Raw genomic sequence first — 15,889 nt, forward strand, 5'->3', positions numbered from 1 at the left:
CAGCGCGAGAAAAGATGCGGCATATGCCGGCAGCGCAGCGCTGCAACGCGATTGCTGACACATCATAACGCTGCTCTGGGCCCAGCTTGTTCCTATATGCTACGTCAGTAACGACATTGCTACCTTAGATTGCCGCCGGGAGAGACAATGGAAGTCAACGGCATCGCCCATATTTTCCTCACGGCCTCGAATTTCGAGCGCTCCCGCGATTTCTATTCAAAGCTGCTGCCGTTTCTCGGGCTGAAGCCTGTCATCGAGACCGAGACGACCTATTATTGCGTCGGCGGCCGCACCGCCGTCGGCATCAGCGCGCCGTCAGCGGAGCATGAAGGCGCCGCCTTCGAGCAGAAGCGCGTCGGCCTGCATCACCTCTGCTTCCGCGCCCGCGAGCGCGCCGACGTCGATGAGCTGCACGGCTTCCTGCAGACGCTCGGCGCCAAGATCATTCGCGCCCCGCGCGAGGATCAATGGGCGCCGGGATATTATTCGATTTTGTTCGAGGATCCGGATGGGATCAGGCTCGAGCTCAATCATGTGCCGGGGAAGGGGCTGTTGGGGTAGTTCACCGCGATGTGTGGTGCCGTGGATAGCGAAACCCATCACGCCACAGCGCGGGGATTGATGGGTTTCGCTTCGCTCTATCCATCCTACGGACTCCGCGTCATGGATTGCAGACAGCACAAGGTTGAATGTCCGCGTTCTTCTGCAGCCAATCTACAGCATCGAATGCATTCCCGCGATCAAACGGACTATGCCATCTTCCATTCTTGCCGCTGTCCGCTCTTTGAGTGCCGCGTCCATGATTGCAGTAAACGCAGTCAGCAAGATGTATGCGGCCTCGTTTGCGGTGCCAATTCTCATAAACGTAGTAGCGTTCATCCATACAGGACATTGTCATATTCGACAGCCTCTTTCCGGCGTCGCCTGTTAGAACCTGCAATGGGACGCTCGTATGCGCTGCATCGCCAGCACTTTAGTCCTTGGATTTCAGCGGTAGTGTCGTGAGGAATTGACGATGTTGGTCAAGCCAGTCAGGATTCTCGGTAGCAATGATGCCGACACATAGCTGCACGCATTCATTGCAAATGAAACCTCCAGCGCCTGCGATAATCTGCAAGACGTCCGGTTGGCTCTTCCCGCAGAATGAACATGCCACTTCGGGTGAAGCGGGCGTCGCTTCCACGACATTGATGCCCTCATCCCGCAGAGCCTGGAATAGGCTTTCGATTTCTTCCGGCTCCAGCTTCTCTGCTTCGATCAGCTCGTTCAACTGATCGAAGGTAATGGCGCGGCTGGCCTCAGCGATTTTGATCGCGGCTCGAATTATCTCCGGCAGTTTCATCTGACTGCCTCGTGAGTTGAAGACGGATCGATCCACTCCAGCAAGCCCTGCTGCTTCCCCGCAGGAGCTGATGGGTTTCGCTGCGCTCTACCCATCCTACGAACTATGATCCATGATTCTGCGCTTGGCTCTTCCTGCATCTACCCGTGACCTGAGCCGTCTCCATCCGAACCGTGATGCGATCCGTCGATTGACGGACCGGGACCGGAAATATCAGCGCCTAGCTTGGCCTTCTTTCGGAAAGGCCAGGCGATGGCCATGCCTCCTGCGACGAGCACGATGAGTGCAGTCGCTGCTATCCAATGTGAAATCATGGACGCCTCGTAAAGAGCCGACGGCTTTCATCGAATCCCGGTTCGCAATCTAGCAGGCGTGTCAGGACAAAACACGCACAGCGAGCGCTCAGCATTAATGAATAGTTGCGCCAGCGGATGAAACGATGGGTTTCGCTGTGCTCTACCATCCTAAGGAAGCATTCTGCGGCATGAAGCCATTCTCGCTGGCCGCAACAGGAGTAAGAGTTTCATCACGGGTGAGGTGCCTGCGATTGCTGAAAAGGATACACCGTGATCGCGATATCGGCGTCGATCCGCGCGATCTGGCGCAGCAGGTCGGCGCTGATCGTCGTATCAAGCGCTGGATAGTCCGCTCCGCGTTCAAATCCGTAGGAGAAGGTGCGGGAGGTGCAGGCCTTCCATAGATCCATTGCGGTGTCCGGGAGCGCGTCAATGATCGTCAGGAATTGCTGCGTACACGATTGCGCATCGTGTATCTGCTCAGCTGTCTGCTCAGCCAGTTCAAGACCGAGGATAAACTGCCGATAACAAGAACTCTTTCGTCCATGTTCGACGAGCGCGTCGAGGGTTCGAGTTCGATTTCAGAACGATATCAAGGTTCAGGAATTGAGGAGGTGTCGTTGAGCTATGGCGGGACAAGGCGCTCTACCCATCCTGCGCATCGGTTGTACAACGCTGCTTCACGCAAATCCCGCGCGCGTCACGATTCAGTTGTCGTCATCATCTCATGCGCTGCGTGGTAGCGAGCACTGTAGCCGGGCACCGTTCTTGCCGGAAATCGAGCGCCAACCGCAGCCGAATTGCTGCATCAAGGCGTGCCATGCCGGAGATCTTGGGCTAAGTTTTTACCCGCCGTGGCCCCGCATTCGGCCTGCTGTCAACCACACATCCGGTGGACCCCATGCAGCAGATTTCAGACTGGCTCGAGAATCTCGGCATTGGGCAATACGCGAAGCGTTTTGTCGAAAATGGAATCGATGTCAGTGTTCTGCCCGAATTGCGGGACGAGGACTTCGACAGGCTCGGGGTTCTGCTCGGCCACCGCCGCAAGATGCTGCGCGCTATCGCTGATCTCAACCAGGCCGAATTGATTGCGCCTCGCCGGCACGATGCCGAGCGACGCCACCTCACCGTCATGTTCTGCGATCTGGTCGGCTCGACGGCGCTCTCGGCGAGCCTCGATCCCGAGGACATGTGGGAGGTGATCCGTGCCTATCGCGCGGCCTGTGCGACGGTCGTCGCCGCCTATGACGGCGTGATCGCCAGGTTTGTGGGCGACGGAATTCTCGCCTATTTCGGCTATCCCCGCGCACACGAGGACGATGCGGAGCGCGCCGTGCGCGCCGGCCTCGACATCATCCCTGCCGTGAGGCGGCTCGACATGCGCACGCAGGAGCGGGTCGAGGTGCGGGTTGCCATCGCGACTGGACTTGTGGTGGTAGGCGACCTCACCAGCGGAAGCGTATCAGAGCAGCAGGCGATGGTCGGCGACACGCCAAACCTTGCTGCCCGGCTGCAAGCCCTGGCGGAGCCGGGGGCCGTTGTCGTTGCGGATTCGACGCGCCGGCTGCTCGGCGATCTCTTCACCTTTCAGGATCTCGGGCACCGCGAGGTCAAGGGCATCTCCGAACCGATTGCGCTCTGGGCGGTCGAAGGCGGAGCCGCGTCGGAGAGCCGTTTCGAGGCGGTGCGCACAGTGCGATCCATCGGCTTTGTCGGCCGCAAGGCGGAGATCGAATTCGTGCTCTCGCGCCAGCAACTGGCGTATCAGGGCGAAGGCCAGGTGGTGCTGATTTCAGGCGAAGCCGGGATCGGCAAGTCGCGCCTTGTGGCAGCGCTCTCCGAGAGCCCTGCAGGGGCGCCCCGACGGCTGCGGTATCAGTGCTCGCCCTACCACTCGAATACTGCGCTTCATCCCTTTGTCGCGCAGCTTGAGCGCGCCGCCGGCATCGGGCTGCAGGATACCCCTGCGCAGAAACTCGACAAGCTCGAGACCATGCTTGCGCTTGGAACGCAGCAAGTGGCCAAGGCCGTTCCGCTGATTGCCGCGCTGCTTTCGATCCCGACCGGCGAGCGTTATCCACCGCTGGGTTTAAGTCCGGTGCAGCAGCGGCGCCAGACCTTCGCCGTCCTGCTCGACCAGTTCGAAGGCCTGGCACGGCAGCAACCGCTGCTGATCGTCTGCGAGGACATGCATTGGGCCGACGCCACGACGCTCGAACTGTTCGACCTCGCAGTCGATCGGATCAGGGGATTGCCGGTGCTTGCACTCGCGACATTCCGGCCCGAGTTCGAGCCGCCCTGGGCGGGGCTCGCCAATGTCAGCCTGCTGCGACTCGATCGGCTTGACCGGCAGGAGACGCGCGCGCTGGTAGAGCAGGTGACCATCGGCCGAAAGCTGCCGGGCGAGATGATGAGGCAGATCATCGACAAGACGGATGGCATCCCGCTGTTCGTGGAAGAATTGACCAAGATGGTGCTGGAGTCGGGACTGCTCGTCGAAGATGCCGGGCGCTATCGTCTCGATAGTCCGCTGCCGCCGCTCGCCATTCCCGCGACGTTGCAGGACTCGCTGATGGCGCGGCTTGACCGGCTGGCGCCGGTCAAGGAGGTGGCGCAGATCGGCGCTGCCATCGGCCGCGAGTTCTCATACACGCTGCTGCGATCCGTTGCGGGCCGCGATGACCTGACGCTGAGCGCGGCGCTGGCGCAGCTCGAAGAGGCGGAGCTGCTGGAATGCCGCGGCACGCCGCCGGAAGCGACTTATAGTTTCAAGCATGCACTCGTACAGGAAACGGCTTACGAGAGCCTGCTCAAGAGCCGGCGGCAACTGCTCCACCAGCATATCGGCGATGTTCTGCGCGACAAGTTTCCAATCATCGCCGAGACCGAGCCGGAAGTGCTGGCGTACCACTTCACTGAAGCTGGACTGAGCGGCGTAGCTCTGGACTGGTGGCGCAAGGCCGGCCAGCAGGCGTTGAGACGCTCGGCCTATACCGAGGCAGTCGCGCATCTCGGCAAGGCGGTGGCCATCGCGGACAGGCTGCCCGATGAGCCGGGCCGCATCATGAACCGGCTGCAGCTCCAGATCGCCTATGGCCGCGCGCTGCGGGGCAATCTTGGGCACAGCGCTCCCGAAACGGTGACGGCATGGAAGCGCGCGCGACAATTAGCAGCCGACATCAATGATCCCGTTGAACTGGCGCCGATCCATTCGGGCCTGTTCAATGCCTGCCTGACCCATGGCGAGATCGCGCCGATGCGGGAGTTGGCAGAGGCCATCATGAGCGCTGCCGGGCGGCGGCCGGATTCGCCGGTGGCCGCCGTCGTCGCACACTGGACAACAGGGGTCACCTGCTGGTTCGGCGGCGATTACCTCAACGCGCGACTGCATCTCGAGCGCGCGCTTGCGATCTATGAGGCCGAGCCTGATCCGGTGACCTTCAAGGCGTCGGCGCTGGACCTGCCGTTCGTCATCATGAGGTTCCTTGCGCTGGTGCTTTGGCCGCTTGGCATGATTGACCGATCGCGACGGCTCGCGGCCGAGGCGGTATGTGCCACAGGAGAAAAGCGGGCGCTTTCCCAAGCCAACGCGCTCGTCCACAAGGCGGTGTTCGACGGAGTTTGCGGCGGCATGTTGCAGGAGACGGAGACGATTCTCGCGCTCGCCCTCGCCCGCGAGCATACGATGCCGTTGTATGTCGCAGCCGGTAGCTACCTGAACGGGCTGGCACAGTGGCGCGCCGGCGATCGAGCGGGCGGGCTTGCGGAAATGTGCCGGGGCTGGACATTGCTTCATGAAAACGACTGCTATCTCTGTGAGCCATTTTGGGGGATGCAGGTGGCGATAGCGAATGCGGAGGCCGGGCAAACGGAGGCCGGGCTGGAAATCCTGCGGGAGTTGATCTGCTGGACGGAACGCTCCGGCCAGCATTGGCTCGATGCCGAACTCCATCGCAGCCAGGGTGAGTTGTTGTTGCGTCTTGACCCGCCTGATGTATCGATGGCCGAAGACGCTTTCCGCAAAGCCCTGGAAATCGCCCGCACCCAACGAACGAAGACTTTTGAGCTGCGTAGCGCCGTTGGACTCGCGCGATTCTACAACGCAAATGGCCGGGCTGATTCAATATCAGGGTTGCTCGCGCCGATCGTCGTCGATTTCGGCGCGGGGCGAGATCTTCCCGAGATCGAGCAAGCTGCGGCGCTGCTCAAGCATGGACAAACCGTTCCCGTCGAGCCCTTGCGTAGGATCGGTTGAGCGCAGCGATACCCATCATGTTCTTGCACGGGAGTTGATGGGTATCGCTGCGCTCTACCCATCCTACGGGTCGTTCCGGTTAGGCATTCCGCTTAACGGAAAACGTCAGCGCCTTGCCGCTGTTGATACCATACGGCATGATCGCGCTGACCAAAATTCAAAGCCGCAAATCAATGCGGCGCGCCGACAAGGGAGGCCTTCCATGAAAAGAGCAATAACAGGCATGATTGCCGCCGCATTGGCGATGTCGGCGACTGCCGCATTGGCGCAGGGCAAGCCGCCGCTCAAGCTCGGCGGCATTCTCGACATGTCGGGCCTTTACGCCGATATCACCGGGCCGGGCTCGGAGACCGCCGCGAAGATGGCGGTGGAGGATTTCGGCGGCGAGGTGCTGGGGCGCAAGGTCGAGATCGTCGCGGCCGATCATCTCAACAAGGCCGATCTTGCCGCCAGCATCGCGCGGGACATGCTCGACAACCAGGGCGTCGAGATGCTGTATGACGTGGCGGCATCCGCGACCGCGCTTGCCGCCGGCGAGATCGCGAAGGCGCGCAACAAGATCGTGATGTATAGCGGCCCGGCCTCGATCCGCCTCAGCAACGAGGCCTGCGGGCCCTACACCGTGCACTATTCCTACGACACCTTTGCGCAGGCCAACGTCACCGGGCTTGCCACCGTCAAGTCCGGCTTCGAGACCTGGTTCTTTCTCACCGCCGATTATGCCTTCGGCCAGGACCTGGAGAAGGACACGACTAACGTGGTGGTGAAGGCCGGCGGCAAGGTGCTCGGCGGCGTCAAGCATCCGCTCAATACGTCGGATTTTTCATCATTCCTGTTGCAGGCGCAGAGCTCGAAGGCGAAGGTTGTCGGGCTTGCGAATGCCGGCGGCGATACCATCAATGCGATCAAGCAGGCGGCGGAATTCGGCCTGACCCGGAGCGGCGGCCAAAAGCTCTCGCCGCTGCTCGCCTTCGTCACCGATATCGACAGCGTCGGGCTGGAGACCGCGCAGGGCCTGCTGCTCGCTGAGGCTTTTTATTGGGACCTCAACGACGACACCCGTGCATTCTCGAAACGCTTCATGGAGCGCGTCAAGCGGCCGCCGACCGCGGCGCAGGCCAGCGTCTATTCGTCGGTCCTGCATTATTTGAAAGCCGTGAAGGCCGCGAACACCACGGATGCGGCGGCGGTCATGAAGATGATGAAGGAGACGCCGGTCAACGACATGTTCGCCAAGAACGGCAAGATCCGCGAGGACGGCCGCATGGTGCACGACATGTATCTGTTCGAGGTCAAGAAGCCGTCGGAGTCGAAGGCGCGCTGGGATTATTACAAGCTGCTGGCGACGATCCCGGGCGGCGAGGCGTTCCAGCCGCTGGAAGCCTCGCGCTGCCCGCTGGTGAAGAAGTGACGCAAAGCGTCATCCCGGGGCGATGCGCAGCATCGAACCCGGGATCTCGAGATTCCGGGTCTGGTCCTTCGGACCATCCCGGAATGACGCCGGCAACAAACCAACAACAACGAAAGCACGACACATGAGCGCAAACGAAATGGTCCTCCAGGAGCTCGAACAGGGCTTGCTCACCATCACCATGAACCGCCCCGATCGGCGCAACGCGCTCAATCCGGACATGACGCGCGGGCTGGTGGAGGCGGCGCGCCGGGCGCAGGATGATCACGAGGTCCGCGCGGTGCTGATCAAGGGCGCGGGCGGCACGTTCTGCGTCGGCGGCGACGTCAAGTCGATGGCGGAGGGCAGGGCGCCACTTCCCTTCGAGGCCAAGATGGCGAACTTGCGCCGCGGCATGGAAGTCTCGCGCATCCTGCACCAGATGCCGAAGCCGGTGGTGGCGCAGCTCGACGGCGCAGCCGCCGGCGCCGGCCTTTCGATTGCGCTGTCCTGCGACCTGCGCGTCGCCAGCGCCTCCTGCAAGATCACCACCGCCTTCGCCAAGGTGGGCTTCTCCGGCGATTACGGCGGCACCTATTTTCTCACCCAGTTGCTCGGCAGCGCGAAGGCGCGCGAGCTCTATCTTCTGTCGCCGGTCCTGAGCGCGACCGAGGCCTATAACCTCGGCATGGTGACAAAGGTTGTGCCGGACGCCGACATCGACGCCGAGGCGCGTGATCTTGCGATGTCGCTGGCGCACGGGCCATCGATCGCGCTCGGCTATATCAAGCGCAACATCAATAATGCCGAGACCATGTCGCTGGAGGCGTGCTTTGATGGCGAAGCGATCCATCACACGCGCGCCGGCGACACCGCCGACCACAAGGAAGCGGCAAAAGCCTTTGTCGAGAAGCGCAAGCCCTTATTTCAGGGGCAGTGAGATGGCGGAATATCTCAGGCTGCGGCAGATCTGCCTGGTAGCGCCGCATCTCGAGCCGGTGATCTCGGACATCTCCGCGATCATGGGCCTCAATGTCTGCTACCGCGACGGCAATGTCGCGAAGTATGGCCTGGAGAACGCGCTGCTGCCGGTCGACACGATCCTGCTCGAAGTGGTGGCGCCGACCCAGCCGGGCACCGCGGCAGGACGCTTCCTCGACAAGACCGGCGGCCGCGGCGGCTACATGGCGATCTTCTGCTGCGACGACCCCGATGCGCGTGGCAAGCACGCCAATGGAATGGGCGTGCGCACCGCGAACGTGATCACGCACGCGCCCTATCATGGCGTGCAACTGCATCCGCGTGACTGCCGCGCCGCGTTCATCGAGTTCAACCACACTGATGGCAGCGATGATGTGCTGGGGCCCTATCCACCGGCCGGACCGGACTGGCAGAAGGCAATCCGGAAGAATGTGACGGTGGCGCTGACGGAAGTTCAGATGCAGAGCCCGGATCCGCAGGGGCTGGCGGAGCATTGGGGGAAGATTTTGCGAGTCGCCGTCAGCAATGCGGGCGGCGAGCCTGAATTGCAGTTGCCCAATGCCAGCTTCCGTTTCGTTAAGGGCGCGAGCGATCTGATGAGCGGGTTGACGTTCAGGGTTGCCGATAGCGCGAAAGTGCGTGATGCCGCCAAGGCGAAGGGCTGCAAGGTGTCGGGCGACGCGTTCGATCTTTGTGGGGTGACGTTCAGCCTGGTGGCGTGAGCGCCGTGCTTCCCCTCTCCCCTTGTGGGAGAGGGTGGATCAATCGCGCGGAAGCGCGATTGAGACGGGTGAGGGGTCTGTCTCCGCAAACACAGATCTCTCATGCGGAGAGAACCCCTCATCCGGCGGACTGCGTCTGCCACCTTCTCCGACAAGGGGAGAAGGGAAGGGACGCAAGTGGCGCGTCTCAGCGCCCCTTGAAATTCGCGACGCGGCGTTCCGCCGTCGCTTTGACGCCTTCCTTGAAATCCTCCGTCGCGCGGAGTTTTGTCTGCTCGACGAGTTCGTGGTTGGTGGCAGCGAGCACGCGGTCGGCGAGGCCGGCGCGCATGGTGGCGCGGGTCGAGATCAGGCCGAGTGGCGAGCATTCGGCGATTTCTGCCGCGAGCTTCATTGCTTCAGCCCGCACCTGGTCCTGCGGCACGCAGACATTGGCGAGGCCCATCCTTGTTGCTTCCTCGCCGGTGACGCGGCGGCTGGTGTAGAAAATCAGCTCCGCGTTGTTCTTGCCGACCAGTTCGGGAAGCGTCGCGGTGAGACCGAAGCCCGGGTGGAAGCCAAGCTTGGTGAAGTTCGCCGCGAAGCGCGCTTCGGGGCAGGTGACGCGGAAGTCGGCGGAGACGGCTAGACCTAGGCCGCCACCGATGGCTGCGCCATGAACGGCCGCAACGACCGGCTTCTTGTTGCGGAAGATGCGCACGGCCTGGACGTAGAGATGGTTGATCGGCAGGTTCGCCGCCGGATCCTTTTGCGCGCTCTCTTCCTGCTCCTGCCGCTTGGGGTCGGAGAAGTCGGCGCCGGCGCAGAACGCCTTGCCTTGCGCGGCAAGCACCGAAGCGCGGATTTCGATGTCGTTGTCGAACTCTTCCAGCGCGTCCGCGATCTGGTTGATCAGCGAGACGTCGAAGAAGTTCAGCGGCGGTTTGCGGATTTCGATCAGGCCGACATGCCCGTGCTTCTCGACGCCGATATCAGTGTATTTGCTCATGAGCTTTCCTCGTTGAATTAGCGCAAGCCAAGCCGCGCGCTAGCGCAGACCAAGCCCGCGGGCGATGATGCCGCGCAGCACCTCGGTGGTGCCGCCCTGAATCGTCAGCTTGGGCGCGGTCTTGATGGCGAAGTCGAGCTGCTTTTCCAGCGTCTCGCGGTTGGTTGCGGTCTCCTCGACAAAGGCGGCGAGCTCGCGCACGCGATGCGGCAACTGCTGCTCCCAGATGGTGCCGATGTCCTTGACGATGGACGCCTCGACCACCGGCTCCTTGCCGGCTTGCAGCATGCCCGCGACTGAGACCGACATGCGCCGCATGGTGTGCACTTGCGCCACCAGCCGGCCGATGCCTTCGGCGCTGCGAGTGTCCGGGTCCTTGCCGACGGCGCGGACGAGTTCGGTCAGCACGTAATAGGTTTCGAGGAAGCGCTCGGGGCCGCTTCGTTCATAGGCGAGCTCGCTCGTCGCCTGTTTCCAGGCGCCGTCGATTTCGCCGAGCACGTGATCGTCGGGAACGAAGTAGTCGGTGAACACGACTTCGTTGAATTCATACTGCCCGGTGATCTGGCCGATCGGGTTCACCTGGATGCCCGGCTGCTTCATCTTGACCAGGAATTGCGTTAGCCCATGGCGGCGGTTCTCTTTCGTCGGTGGCGACGTCCGGAAGATCGCGATCATGTAGTCGGCGATATGGGCCGAAGAGGTCCAGATCTTGGTGCCGTTGATCAGATAGCCGCCATCAGTCTTGGTGGCGCGGGTTTTCGCCGCGAACAGATCGGAGCCTGAGTTCGGCTCGCTCATGCCGATGGCAAAGCAGATTTCGCCTTTGCAGATGCGCGGCAGGATCTCCATCTTGATGTGCTCGGGCGCGTATTTCAAAAGCACCGGGCCGCTCTGGCGGTCGGCGACGAAGAAGCGCCGCGTCGGCGCGTTCGCCACGCGCATTTCCTCGGTCACCACGTAACGCTCGAGGAACGAGCGCTCGTGGCCGCCATATTTCTTCGGCCAGGTCATGCCGAGCCAGCCGCGTTCGCCGACCTTTCGGGAAAATTCCGGCACGTCGGTATCTTCGCGGTTCGGCTTGTGCGGATCGAAAGTGCCAGCGGCGATTTCTTCGGCGAGGAAGGCGCGCACTTCCTTGCGCAATTGTTCGCATTTGGGCGGCAGGCGGATCGGGTCGAAACGGAGGGCTGCAGTCATTGCTAATCTCTATGCAGGCAAATCGGTATTGACGTCAGCGCGAGGCCACCAGCGGCCACAGTTCGTCGGCGCCTCTGATACAGACGAGCTTGCCGAGCTCGACCGCCCAGTAGCTCTCCGAGCCGAAATCGTCGCGCCAGGCCAGCGCGCGCAGCGAATAGCGATGCAGGATGTGCTCGACGGTGAAGCCGATCGCGCCGTGCACCTGATGGGCAATCGCGCCGCCTTTTTCCGCTGCTTCCGAGCAGCGGATTTTTGCCGCCACCGCTTCGAGAAACACTTCGTCGTCGAAGGAGGTGGCGTTGGCGATGGCGTCTGCGGCGGAGGTGGCCGCCGCGAGCGCCGCCGCCGACTCGCCGGCGAGGCGCGCCAGATTGTGCTGCACGGCCTGGAATTTCGAGATCTTTTTCTCGAACGCAACGCGCTCGTTGGAATAGCGCACGGAAATTTCCAGCATCGATTCCAAAGCGCCGGCGATCTGCAACGCCCGAGCGACGCCGCCCATCAGCATCAGCCGGGTCTGGTCGAAACCATCAGGCGCGGGCTTGGTCGTGACCGGCTGCACCTTGTCGAGCGTCACCGTATCGGAGTTGTCGCCGCCGAGGCCGATCCCAGCCTCGATCCGACACTTGCTGGCATCGACCAGCGCGATGGAGAAACTGCCCTTGGCATCGCCAGCGAGCACCGCAAAATGTTTTGCGGCCTTGGCAAACGGCACGCCGCGCGCCCGGCCTGACAGGCTGCCGTCGGCATTGACGGTAATCCGGTCTTTCGGGCTCGCGGGCACCACCGTCATCTCGCCGTCGGGCGAAGCGATTTTGGCCTGTGCCAGCAGCCAGCCGGCCAGCATGGTTTCGGCGAGCGGGACTGCGACGGCAAAACGTCCGGCGGCGCTGAGAACGCTAAAACCTTCGGCGAGCGAGGCGCCCGAGCCGCCGCAATCTTCCGGCACCCAGGCCAGCGGCAGGCCGGCTTCCGTCAGCGCCTGCCACAGCGGGGCTTTCCACTCGCCCTGCTTGTCGCGATTGATGGTTTGGGCGTCGGCGAGGTCGGCGAAGATTTTCTCCGCGGTCTCGGCAACGATGTTCTCACTCTCCGCCACAGCGTTCCCCGATGTTGAGATTGGCATGCCAGTCCCGACAATTGTGCCGGGTTCGGCTGCGGTCTTTTCTTGCGCTCAATGATGAGCAAAAGCCATAGCCGTGACAAGCGCTGTCCGCAGGGCGGCATGAGGCGGTGGCATGATGATCGCGGGCGAAGAATAAATTCCGCGCAACGGACTTCTTCGGATTTGCACGCGGTTTGCCGCGCGATATGGTAGCCACTGAAGCCCTCTCCATGGGCGGATCGAAACCCAGCCAAAAGCAACAAGAGGAAATGCGGATGTCGAAGGATGGTTTGTGCGCGATTGTCACCGGTTCAGCTTCCGGTTTGGGAGCGGCGACTGCAGCCATTCTGGCAAAGGGCGGCGCGCGCATCGTCGTGAACTATTCCAACAGCAAGGCGGAAGCGGAAGCCACGGCCGATCTCTGCCGCAGCGCGGGCGCCGAAGTCGTGGTGGTGCAGGGCGACGTGTCGCGCGACGAGGACTGCAAGAAGATCGCGGCCGCGGCCGTGCCGTGGGGGCGCCTCGACGTTCTCGTCAATAATGCCGGCACCACCAAGCACGTGCCGCATCACGATCTCGACGGGCTAACGGCTGAGGACTTTCAGCGCATCTATGCGGTGAATACGATCGGCCCGTTCCAGATGATCCGCGCCGCGCGCGCGCAGCTCGAGGCCGGCGCGAAAGCTTCGGGGCGGGCGTCCGCCGTGGTCAACGTGTCGTCGGTCGCCGGCATTTCCGGCGGCGGTTCGTCGGTTGCCTATGCCGCGAGCAAGGGCGCGCTCAACACCATGACGCAATCGCTGGCGCGGGCGCTGGCGCCCTTGATCCGCGTCAACACGGTGTGCCCCGGCTATATCGATACGCCCTGGTTCACCAAGGGCCGCGGCGAGGCCGGCGCCAAGGCGGTGCGCGACGCCGTGGTGGCGAAGGTGCCGCTGAAGATGGCGTCGACCGCGGAGGATATCGCGCAGCTCGTGTGTTTCCTGGCGTCGCCGGCGTCGAGCAACATGACCGGCGAGTTCGTGCGCATGGATGCGGGCATGCATCTGGTGTTGTGAGATCTCACCCGTAGCCCGGATGGAGCGAAGCGCAATCCGGGGCCACTGCCGCTGTCGTTCCCGGATTTCGCTTCGCTCCATCCGGGCTACGGTCTGATGCGGCTACGCTGTCACCGGTTGCCCGGATCGGAAATCATTCCCCTCGCGACCAGCCGGTTCCAGATGAACAGCACCACCAGCGCGCCGATCGTTGCGGTGATGAAGCCGGCGCCCTGATCGGGGCTGTAATGGCCGATCGCCTGGCCGATCCAGGTCGCCAGAAACGCGCCGGCGATGCCGAGCACCGTGGTCAGGATGAAGCCGGTTGGGTTGTTCTGGCCCGGCGAAAGGATACGCGCGATGATGCCGGCGACAAAGCCGACGACGATGATCCAGATAATGCCGCCCATGGGAAGTCCCTTTCCAATGCGTCGATGGTGATGCAGCGCGGTGCGGCATGCGCACCGCGCTGACGCGGCGTCAAATCCGTCCCGACATTTCGTTGTCGTCCGGCAGTCGCCCGTCCGGCGTCAGGTGATTGACGACGTCAGGCAGATACTGGCTGAGGCCTTGCAGCAAATCGTCGCGCGACAGGCCGCTCTGCGACGAGAGCTGATCGATCTCATCGGCGCCGAGCGCGTTGGCGAGATCGCCGGGCGCGACCTGCTTGTTGGGACCGTTGCTGACCCAGGAGTCGGCCTGATCGCCAAGGCCGTTCTGTTGCAACTGCTTCATGAGGTCGCCGAGGCCGCCGTTGAGGATGGTGCCGGCCGCTCCGCCCGCGAGCAGGCCGCCCAATCCGCCTTTGAGCATGTCGCTGAGGCCACCGCCGCCGGGTAGACCGGCCTGCACGTTGCCAGGCGCGGGCGCCGGCGCCGGTTGCGGCGCGGAGCCGGTCTGGTTGCCGCTGAAATGCTTGATGCCTTTCCAGGCCAGCAGCGCCAGGATCGCCATGGTCAAGGGCGACATTCCGCCGCCGCCGGATTGTTCGCTGGGGCGGCTCGGGCCGCGCGGGCCATTCTGCATGCCGTTGAGTACGTCGAGTAAACCCATGGTCGTGTCCTCCGCGTAGCCCCGCGCGAAACATAAAGTCGGCCCATGACGGTTACAAGGTGACGGTTACAAGTCGCCCGGCGATGCGTCCGATAGGCACTGGCTGATGGTTCTGCTATCGAGGCCTGTTGCAACGCGATGGGTGTCAAATGGTTTCGGGCCAGACGATCGGTGTCGCGGGGGCGGGCAGCATCGGCTGCTTCGTCGGCGGCATGCTGGCGGCCGGCGGCCGCCGCGTCGCGCTGCTGGCGCGTCCGCGCGTCATTACTGAAATCGAAGCCAATGGCCTGCGGCCGACGAGCTTTGAAGGCTTTGACCAAACCATCACGCGCGATCGGTTCGCATTGTCGGAAAATCCTAGCGTGTTTGAGAATGCCGGCGTCGTGCTGGTCACGGTCAAGAGCGCGGATACCGCTGCCATGGCTGATCTCATCGCCCGGCACGCACCATCAGATGCGGTCGTGGTCAGCCTGCAGAACGGCGTCGGCAATGCGACCGTGCTCCGTAATCGCCTGCCGGGCCGGCGCGTGCTCGGCGGCATGGTGCCGTTCAATGTGATTGCGCTCGGCAATGGGCGGTTTCATCGCGCCACCTCGGGCGACATCGTGATCGAACAGGACGCGGCGCGCACGGCGGAGATGCTGTCGGTGCCGGACTTGAAGGTGCGGCCGACCGCCAACATCGAGGGCGTGCAATGGGGCAAGCTGCTGCTCAATCTCAACAACGCGCTCAATGCGCTGGCCGACCTGCCGCTGCGGCGGCAGTTGGCGCAACGAGAATGGCGGCGACTGTTCGCCGATCAGGTCACTGAGGCGCTGGCGGCAATCAAGGCCGAAGGCATCAAGCCGGTCTCGCCGACGCCGATCCCGTTCGGCTGGATGCCGTCGCTGCTGCGCCTGCCGGATCCGGTCTTCGAAGCGCTGCTCGGGCGTACCATGAAGATCGATCCCGAGGCGCGCTCGTCGATGTGGGAGGATCTGCAGCACCGCCGCCGCACCGAGGTCGACTATCTGCAGGGCGTCATCACCGGGATTGCCGATCGCCGCGGGCTGGATGCGCCGCTGTCGCGCCGGATCGTGGAATTGATCCGGCAGGCCGAGCGGAACGCCAACGGCTCGCCCGGCCTGACGCCGGAGCAGATTCGCGCGCGCGATTGATGGGCCTTGAAATGGTGCTGATCCGGCGCGAATTTCGTATCGCAAAGCCGATGGGAGAAGCGAGATGAAACGAACGGGACTTGCGCCGCTGGCGATCGCCATTCTGGCCGGCTGGGCAATACTCGCGCCCGCGCAGGCCGTGCCGCCGACGGCGACACCATCGCCGGGCTATGACGCGCGCCTGCAGGAGCAACGGGCGGCGTCGCGGGCGGTCGTCGCGCCGAGTGTCAAGCCACGTCGGGTCAAGAAGCCGCGTGCGCGCTGACGCCGATATCACCGCGTGAGCACGCCTCTCACGTCGTCCCTGCCTAGCGCAATTGCGCACGGGCGCAGGGACCGATAGCCACCGGATGCAGT

General features: G+C 63.1%; 15 protein-coding genes. 8 read left to right on the plus strand and 7 right to left on the minus strand.

The features are described from left to right. The first annotated feature begins 147 nt into the window (after window positions 1-147). Window positions 148-561 (plus strand): VOC family protein, encoded by a 414-nt coding sequence (locus tag ACH79_RS12635; protein WP_161851317.1) that lies wholly within the window; start codon window positions 148-150, stop codon window positions 559-561. 412 nt (window positions 562-973) lie between these two features. Here the strand turns inward: ACH79_RS12635 and ACH79_RS45065 are convergent, their stop codons facing one another. Continuing rightward, window positions 974-1,342, minus strand: a complete 369-nt coding sequence (locus ACH79_RS45065) for a ClpX C4-type zinc finger protein (RefSeq protein ID WP_161851318.1) — start codon at window positions 1,340-1,342, stop codon at window positions 974-976. 526 nt (window positions 1,343-1,868) lie between these two features. Then, entirely contained in the window at window positions 1,869-2,048 is a 180-nt protein-coding gene (locus ACH79_RS43830) for a hypothetical protein (RefSeq protein WP_246738509.1), read from the minus strand. Between the two features lie 491 nt (window positions 2,049-2,539). Between ACH79_RS43830 and ACH79_RS12650 the strand changes: the two genes are divergently transcribed. The 4 genes from ACH79_RS12650 (at window position 2,540) to ACH79_RS12665 (ending at window position 8,989) form a co-directional block, all read left to right on the plus strand. Further along, window positions 2,540-5,896, plus strand: coding sequence for an adenylate/guanylate cyclase domain-containing protein (locus ACH79_RS12650; RefSeq protein WP_161851319.1), 3,357 nt, complete (start codon window positions 2,540-2,542; stop codon window positions 5,894-5,896). Between the two features lie 202 nt (window positions 5,897-6,098). Next, window positions 6,099-7,307 (plus strand): ABC transporter substrate-binding protein, encoded by a 1,209-nt coding sequence (locus tag ACH79_RS12655; RefSeq protein WP_161851320.1) that lies wholly within the window; start codon window positions 6,099-6,101, stop codon window positions 7,305-7,307. 124 nt (window positions 7,308-7,431) lie between these two features. Further along, window positions 7,432-8,226 carry an enoyl-CoA hydratase gene (locus ACH79_RS12660; protein WP_161851321.1) on the plus strand — a complete coding sequence of 265 codons (795 nt, stop codon included), beginning with the start codon at window positions 7,432-7,434 and terminating at the stop codon, window positions 8,224-8,226. A gap of 1 nt (window position 8,227) precedes the next feature. Beyond that, window positions 8,228-8,989, plus strand: coding sequence for a hypothetical protein (locus ACH79_RS12665; protein ID WP_161851322.1), 762 nt, complete (start codon window positions 8,228-8,230; stop codon window positions 8,987-8,989). A 187-nt stretch (window positions 8,990-9,176) separates the two neighbouring features. Here ACH79_RS12665 and ACH79_RS12670 read toward each other — a convergent pair whose 3' ends face one another. Genes ACH79_RS12670 through ACH79_RS12680 form a run of 3 tightly spaced genes read right to left on the minus strand, consistent with a single transcriptional unit; the run spans window position 9,177 to window position 12,279 of the window. Beyond that, window positions 9,177-9,977, minus strand: coding sequence for an enoyl-CoA hydratase/isomerase family protein (locus ACH79_RS12670; protein ID WP_161851323.1), 801 nt, complete (start codon window positions 9,975-9,977; stop codon window positions 9,177-9,179). A 39-nt stretch (window positions 9,978-10,016) separates the two neighbouring features. Further along, window positions 10,017-11,177: an acyl-CoA dehydrogenase family protein gene (locus ACH79_RS12675; RefSeq protein WP_161851324.1), complete on the minus strand. Its 1,161-nt coding sequence runs from the start codon at window positions 11,175-11,177 to the stop codon at window positions 10,017-10,019. A gap of 34 nt (window positions 11,178-11,211) precedes the next feature. Continuing rightward, window positions 11,212-12,279 (minus strand): acyl-CoA dehydrogenase family protein, encoded by a 1,068-nt coding sequence (locus ACH79_RS12680; protein ID WP_161856336.1) that lies wholly within the window; start codon window positions 12,277-12,279, stop codon window positions 11,212-11,214. A gap of 281 nt (window positions 12,280-12,560) precedes the next feature. Here ACH79_RS12680 and ACH79_RS12685 point away from each other — a divergent pair, with 281 nt between their 5' ends. Next, a complete protein-coding gene (locus ACH79_RS12685) occupies window positions 12,561-13,343 on the plus strand; it encodes an SDR family NAD(P)-dependent oxidoreductase (protein WP_161851325.1) in 783 nt (260 codons plus the stop codon). A gap of 110 nt (window positions 13,344-13,453) precedes the next feature. Here ACH79_RS12685 and ACH79_RS12690 read toward each other — a convergent pair whose 3' ends face one another. Together ACH79_RS12690 and ACH79_RS12695 are read right to left on the minus strand one after the other, a co-directional pair. Continuing rightward, window positions 13,454-13,732, minus strand: coding sequence for a GlsB/YeaQ/YmgE family stress response membrane protein (locus tag ACH79_RS12690; RefSeq protein WP_161851326.1), 279 nt, complete (start codon window positions 13,730-13,732; stop codon window positions 13,454-13,456). A 70-nt stretch (window positions 13,733-13,802) separates the two neighbouring features. Next, window positions 13,803-14,375, minus strand: a complete 573-nt coding sequence (locus ACH79_RS12695) for a YidB family protein (RefSeq protein ID WP_161851327.1) — start codon at window positions 14,373-14,375, stop codon at window positions 13,803-13,805. Between the two features lie 149 nt (window positions 14,376-14,524). Here ACH79_RS12695 and ACH79_RS12700 point away from each other — a divergent pair, with 149 nt between their 5' ends. Both ACH79_RS12700 and ACH79_RS12705 read left to right on the plus strand, forming a co-directional pair. Beyond that, window positions 14,525-15,532, plus strand: coding sequence for a 2-dehydropantoate 2-reductase (locus ACH79_RS12700; RefSeq protein WP_161851328.1), 1,008 nt, complete (start codon window positions 14,525-14,527; stop codon window positions 15,530-15,532). 64 nt (window positions 15,533-15,596) lie between these two features. Continuing rightward, window positions 15,597-15,797 carry a hypothetical protein gene (locus ACH79_RS12705; RefSeq protein WP_161851329.1) on the plus strand — a complete coding sequence of 67 codons (201 nt, stop codon included), beginning with the start codon at window positions 15,597-15,599 and terminating at the stop codon, window positions 15,795-15,797. Window positions 15,798-15,889: the final 92 nt, after the last annotated feature.

It is taken from the genome of Bradyrhizobium sp. CCBAU 051011 (assembly GCF_009930815.1).
In the GTDB taxonomy this organism is placed as follows: Bacteria; Pseudomonadota; Alphaproteobacteria; order Rhizobiales; family Xanthobacteraceae; genus Bradyrhizobium.

What these genes read in the sequence shown, in the direction of transcription:
- ACH79_RS12635 (WP_161851317.1), top strand. Translation starts at nt 148, where the DNA reads ATGGAAGTCAACGGCATCGCCCATATTTTCCTCACGGCCTCGAATTTC.
- ACH79_RS45065 (WP_161851318.1), bottom strand. Translation starts at nt 1,342, where the DNA reads ATGAAACTGCCGGAGATAATTCGAGCCGCGATCAAAATCGCTGAGGCC.
- ACH79_RS43830 (WP_246738509.1), bottom strand. Translation starts at nt 2,048, where the DNA reads ATGGATCTATGGAAGGCCTGCACCTCCCGCACCTTCTCCTACGGATTT.
- ACH79_RS12650 (WP_161851319.1), top strand. Translation starts at nt 2,540, where the DNA reads ATGCAGCAGATTTCAGACTGGCTCGAGAATCTCGGCATTGGGCAATAC.
- ACH79_RS12655 (WP_161851320.1), top strand. Translation starts at nt 6,099, where the DNA reads ATGAAAAGAGCAATAACAGGCATGATTGCCGCCGCATTGGCGATGTCG.
- ACH79_RS12660 (WP_161851321.1), top strand. Translation starts at nt 7,432, where the DNA reads ATGAGCGCAAACGAAATGGTCCTCCAGGAGCTCGAACAGGGCTTGCTC.
- ACH79_RS12665 (WP_161851322.1), top strand. Translation starts at nt 8,228, where the DNA reads ATGGCGGAATATCTCAGGCTGCGGCAGATCTGCCTGGTAGCGCCGCAT.
- ACH79_RS12670 (WP_161851323.1), bottom strand. Translation starts at nt 9,977, where the DNA reads ATGAGCAAATACACTGATATCGGCGTCGAGAAGCACGGGCATGTCGGC.
- ACH79_RS12675 (WP_161851324.1), bottom strand. Translation starts at nt 11,177, where the DNA reads ATGACTGCAGCCCTCCGTTTCGACCCGATCCGCCTGCCGCCCAAATGC.
- ACH79_RS12685 (WP_161851325.1), top strand. Translation starts at nt 12,561, where the DNA reads ATGTCGAAGGATGGTTTGTGCGCGATTGTCACCGGTTCAGCTTCCGGT.
- ACH79_RS12690 (WP_161851326.1), bottom strand. Translation starts at nt 13,732, where the DNA reads ATGGGCGGCATTATCTGGATCATCGTCGTCGGCTTTGTCGCCGGCATC.
- ACH79_RS12695 (WP_161851327.1), bottom strand. Translation starts at nt 14,375, where the DNA reads ATGGGTTTACTCGACGTACTCAACGGCATGCAGAATGGCCCGCGCGGC.
- ACH79_RS12700 (WP_161851328.1), top strand. Translation starts at nt 14,525, where the DNA reads ATGGTTTCGGGCCAGACGATCGGTGTCGCGGGGGCGGGCAGCATCGGC.
- ACH79_RS12705 (WP_161851329.1), top strand. Translation starts at nt 15,597, where the DNA reads ATGAAACGAACGGGACTTGCGCCGCTGGCGATCGCCATTCTGGCCGGC.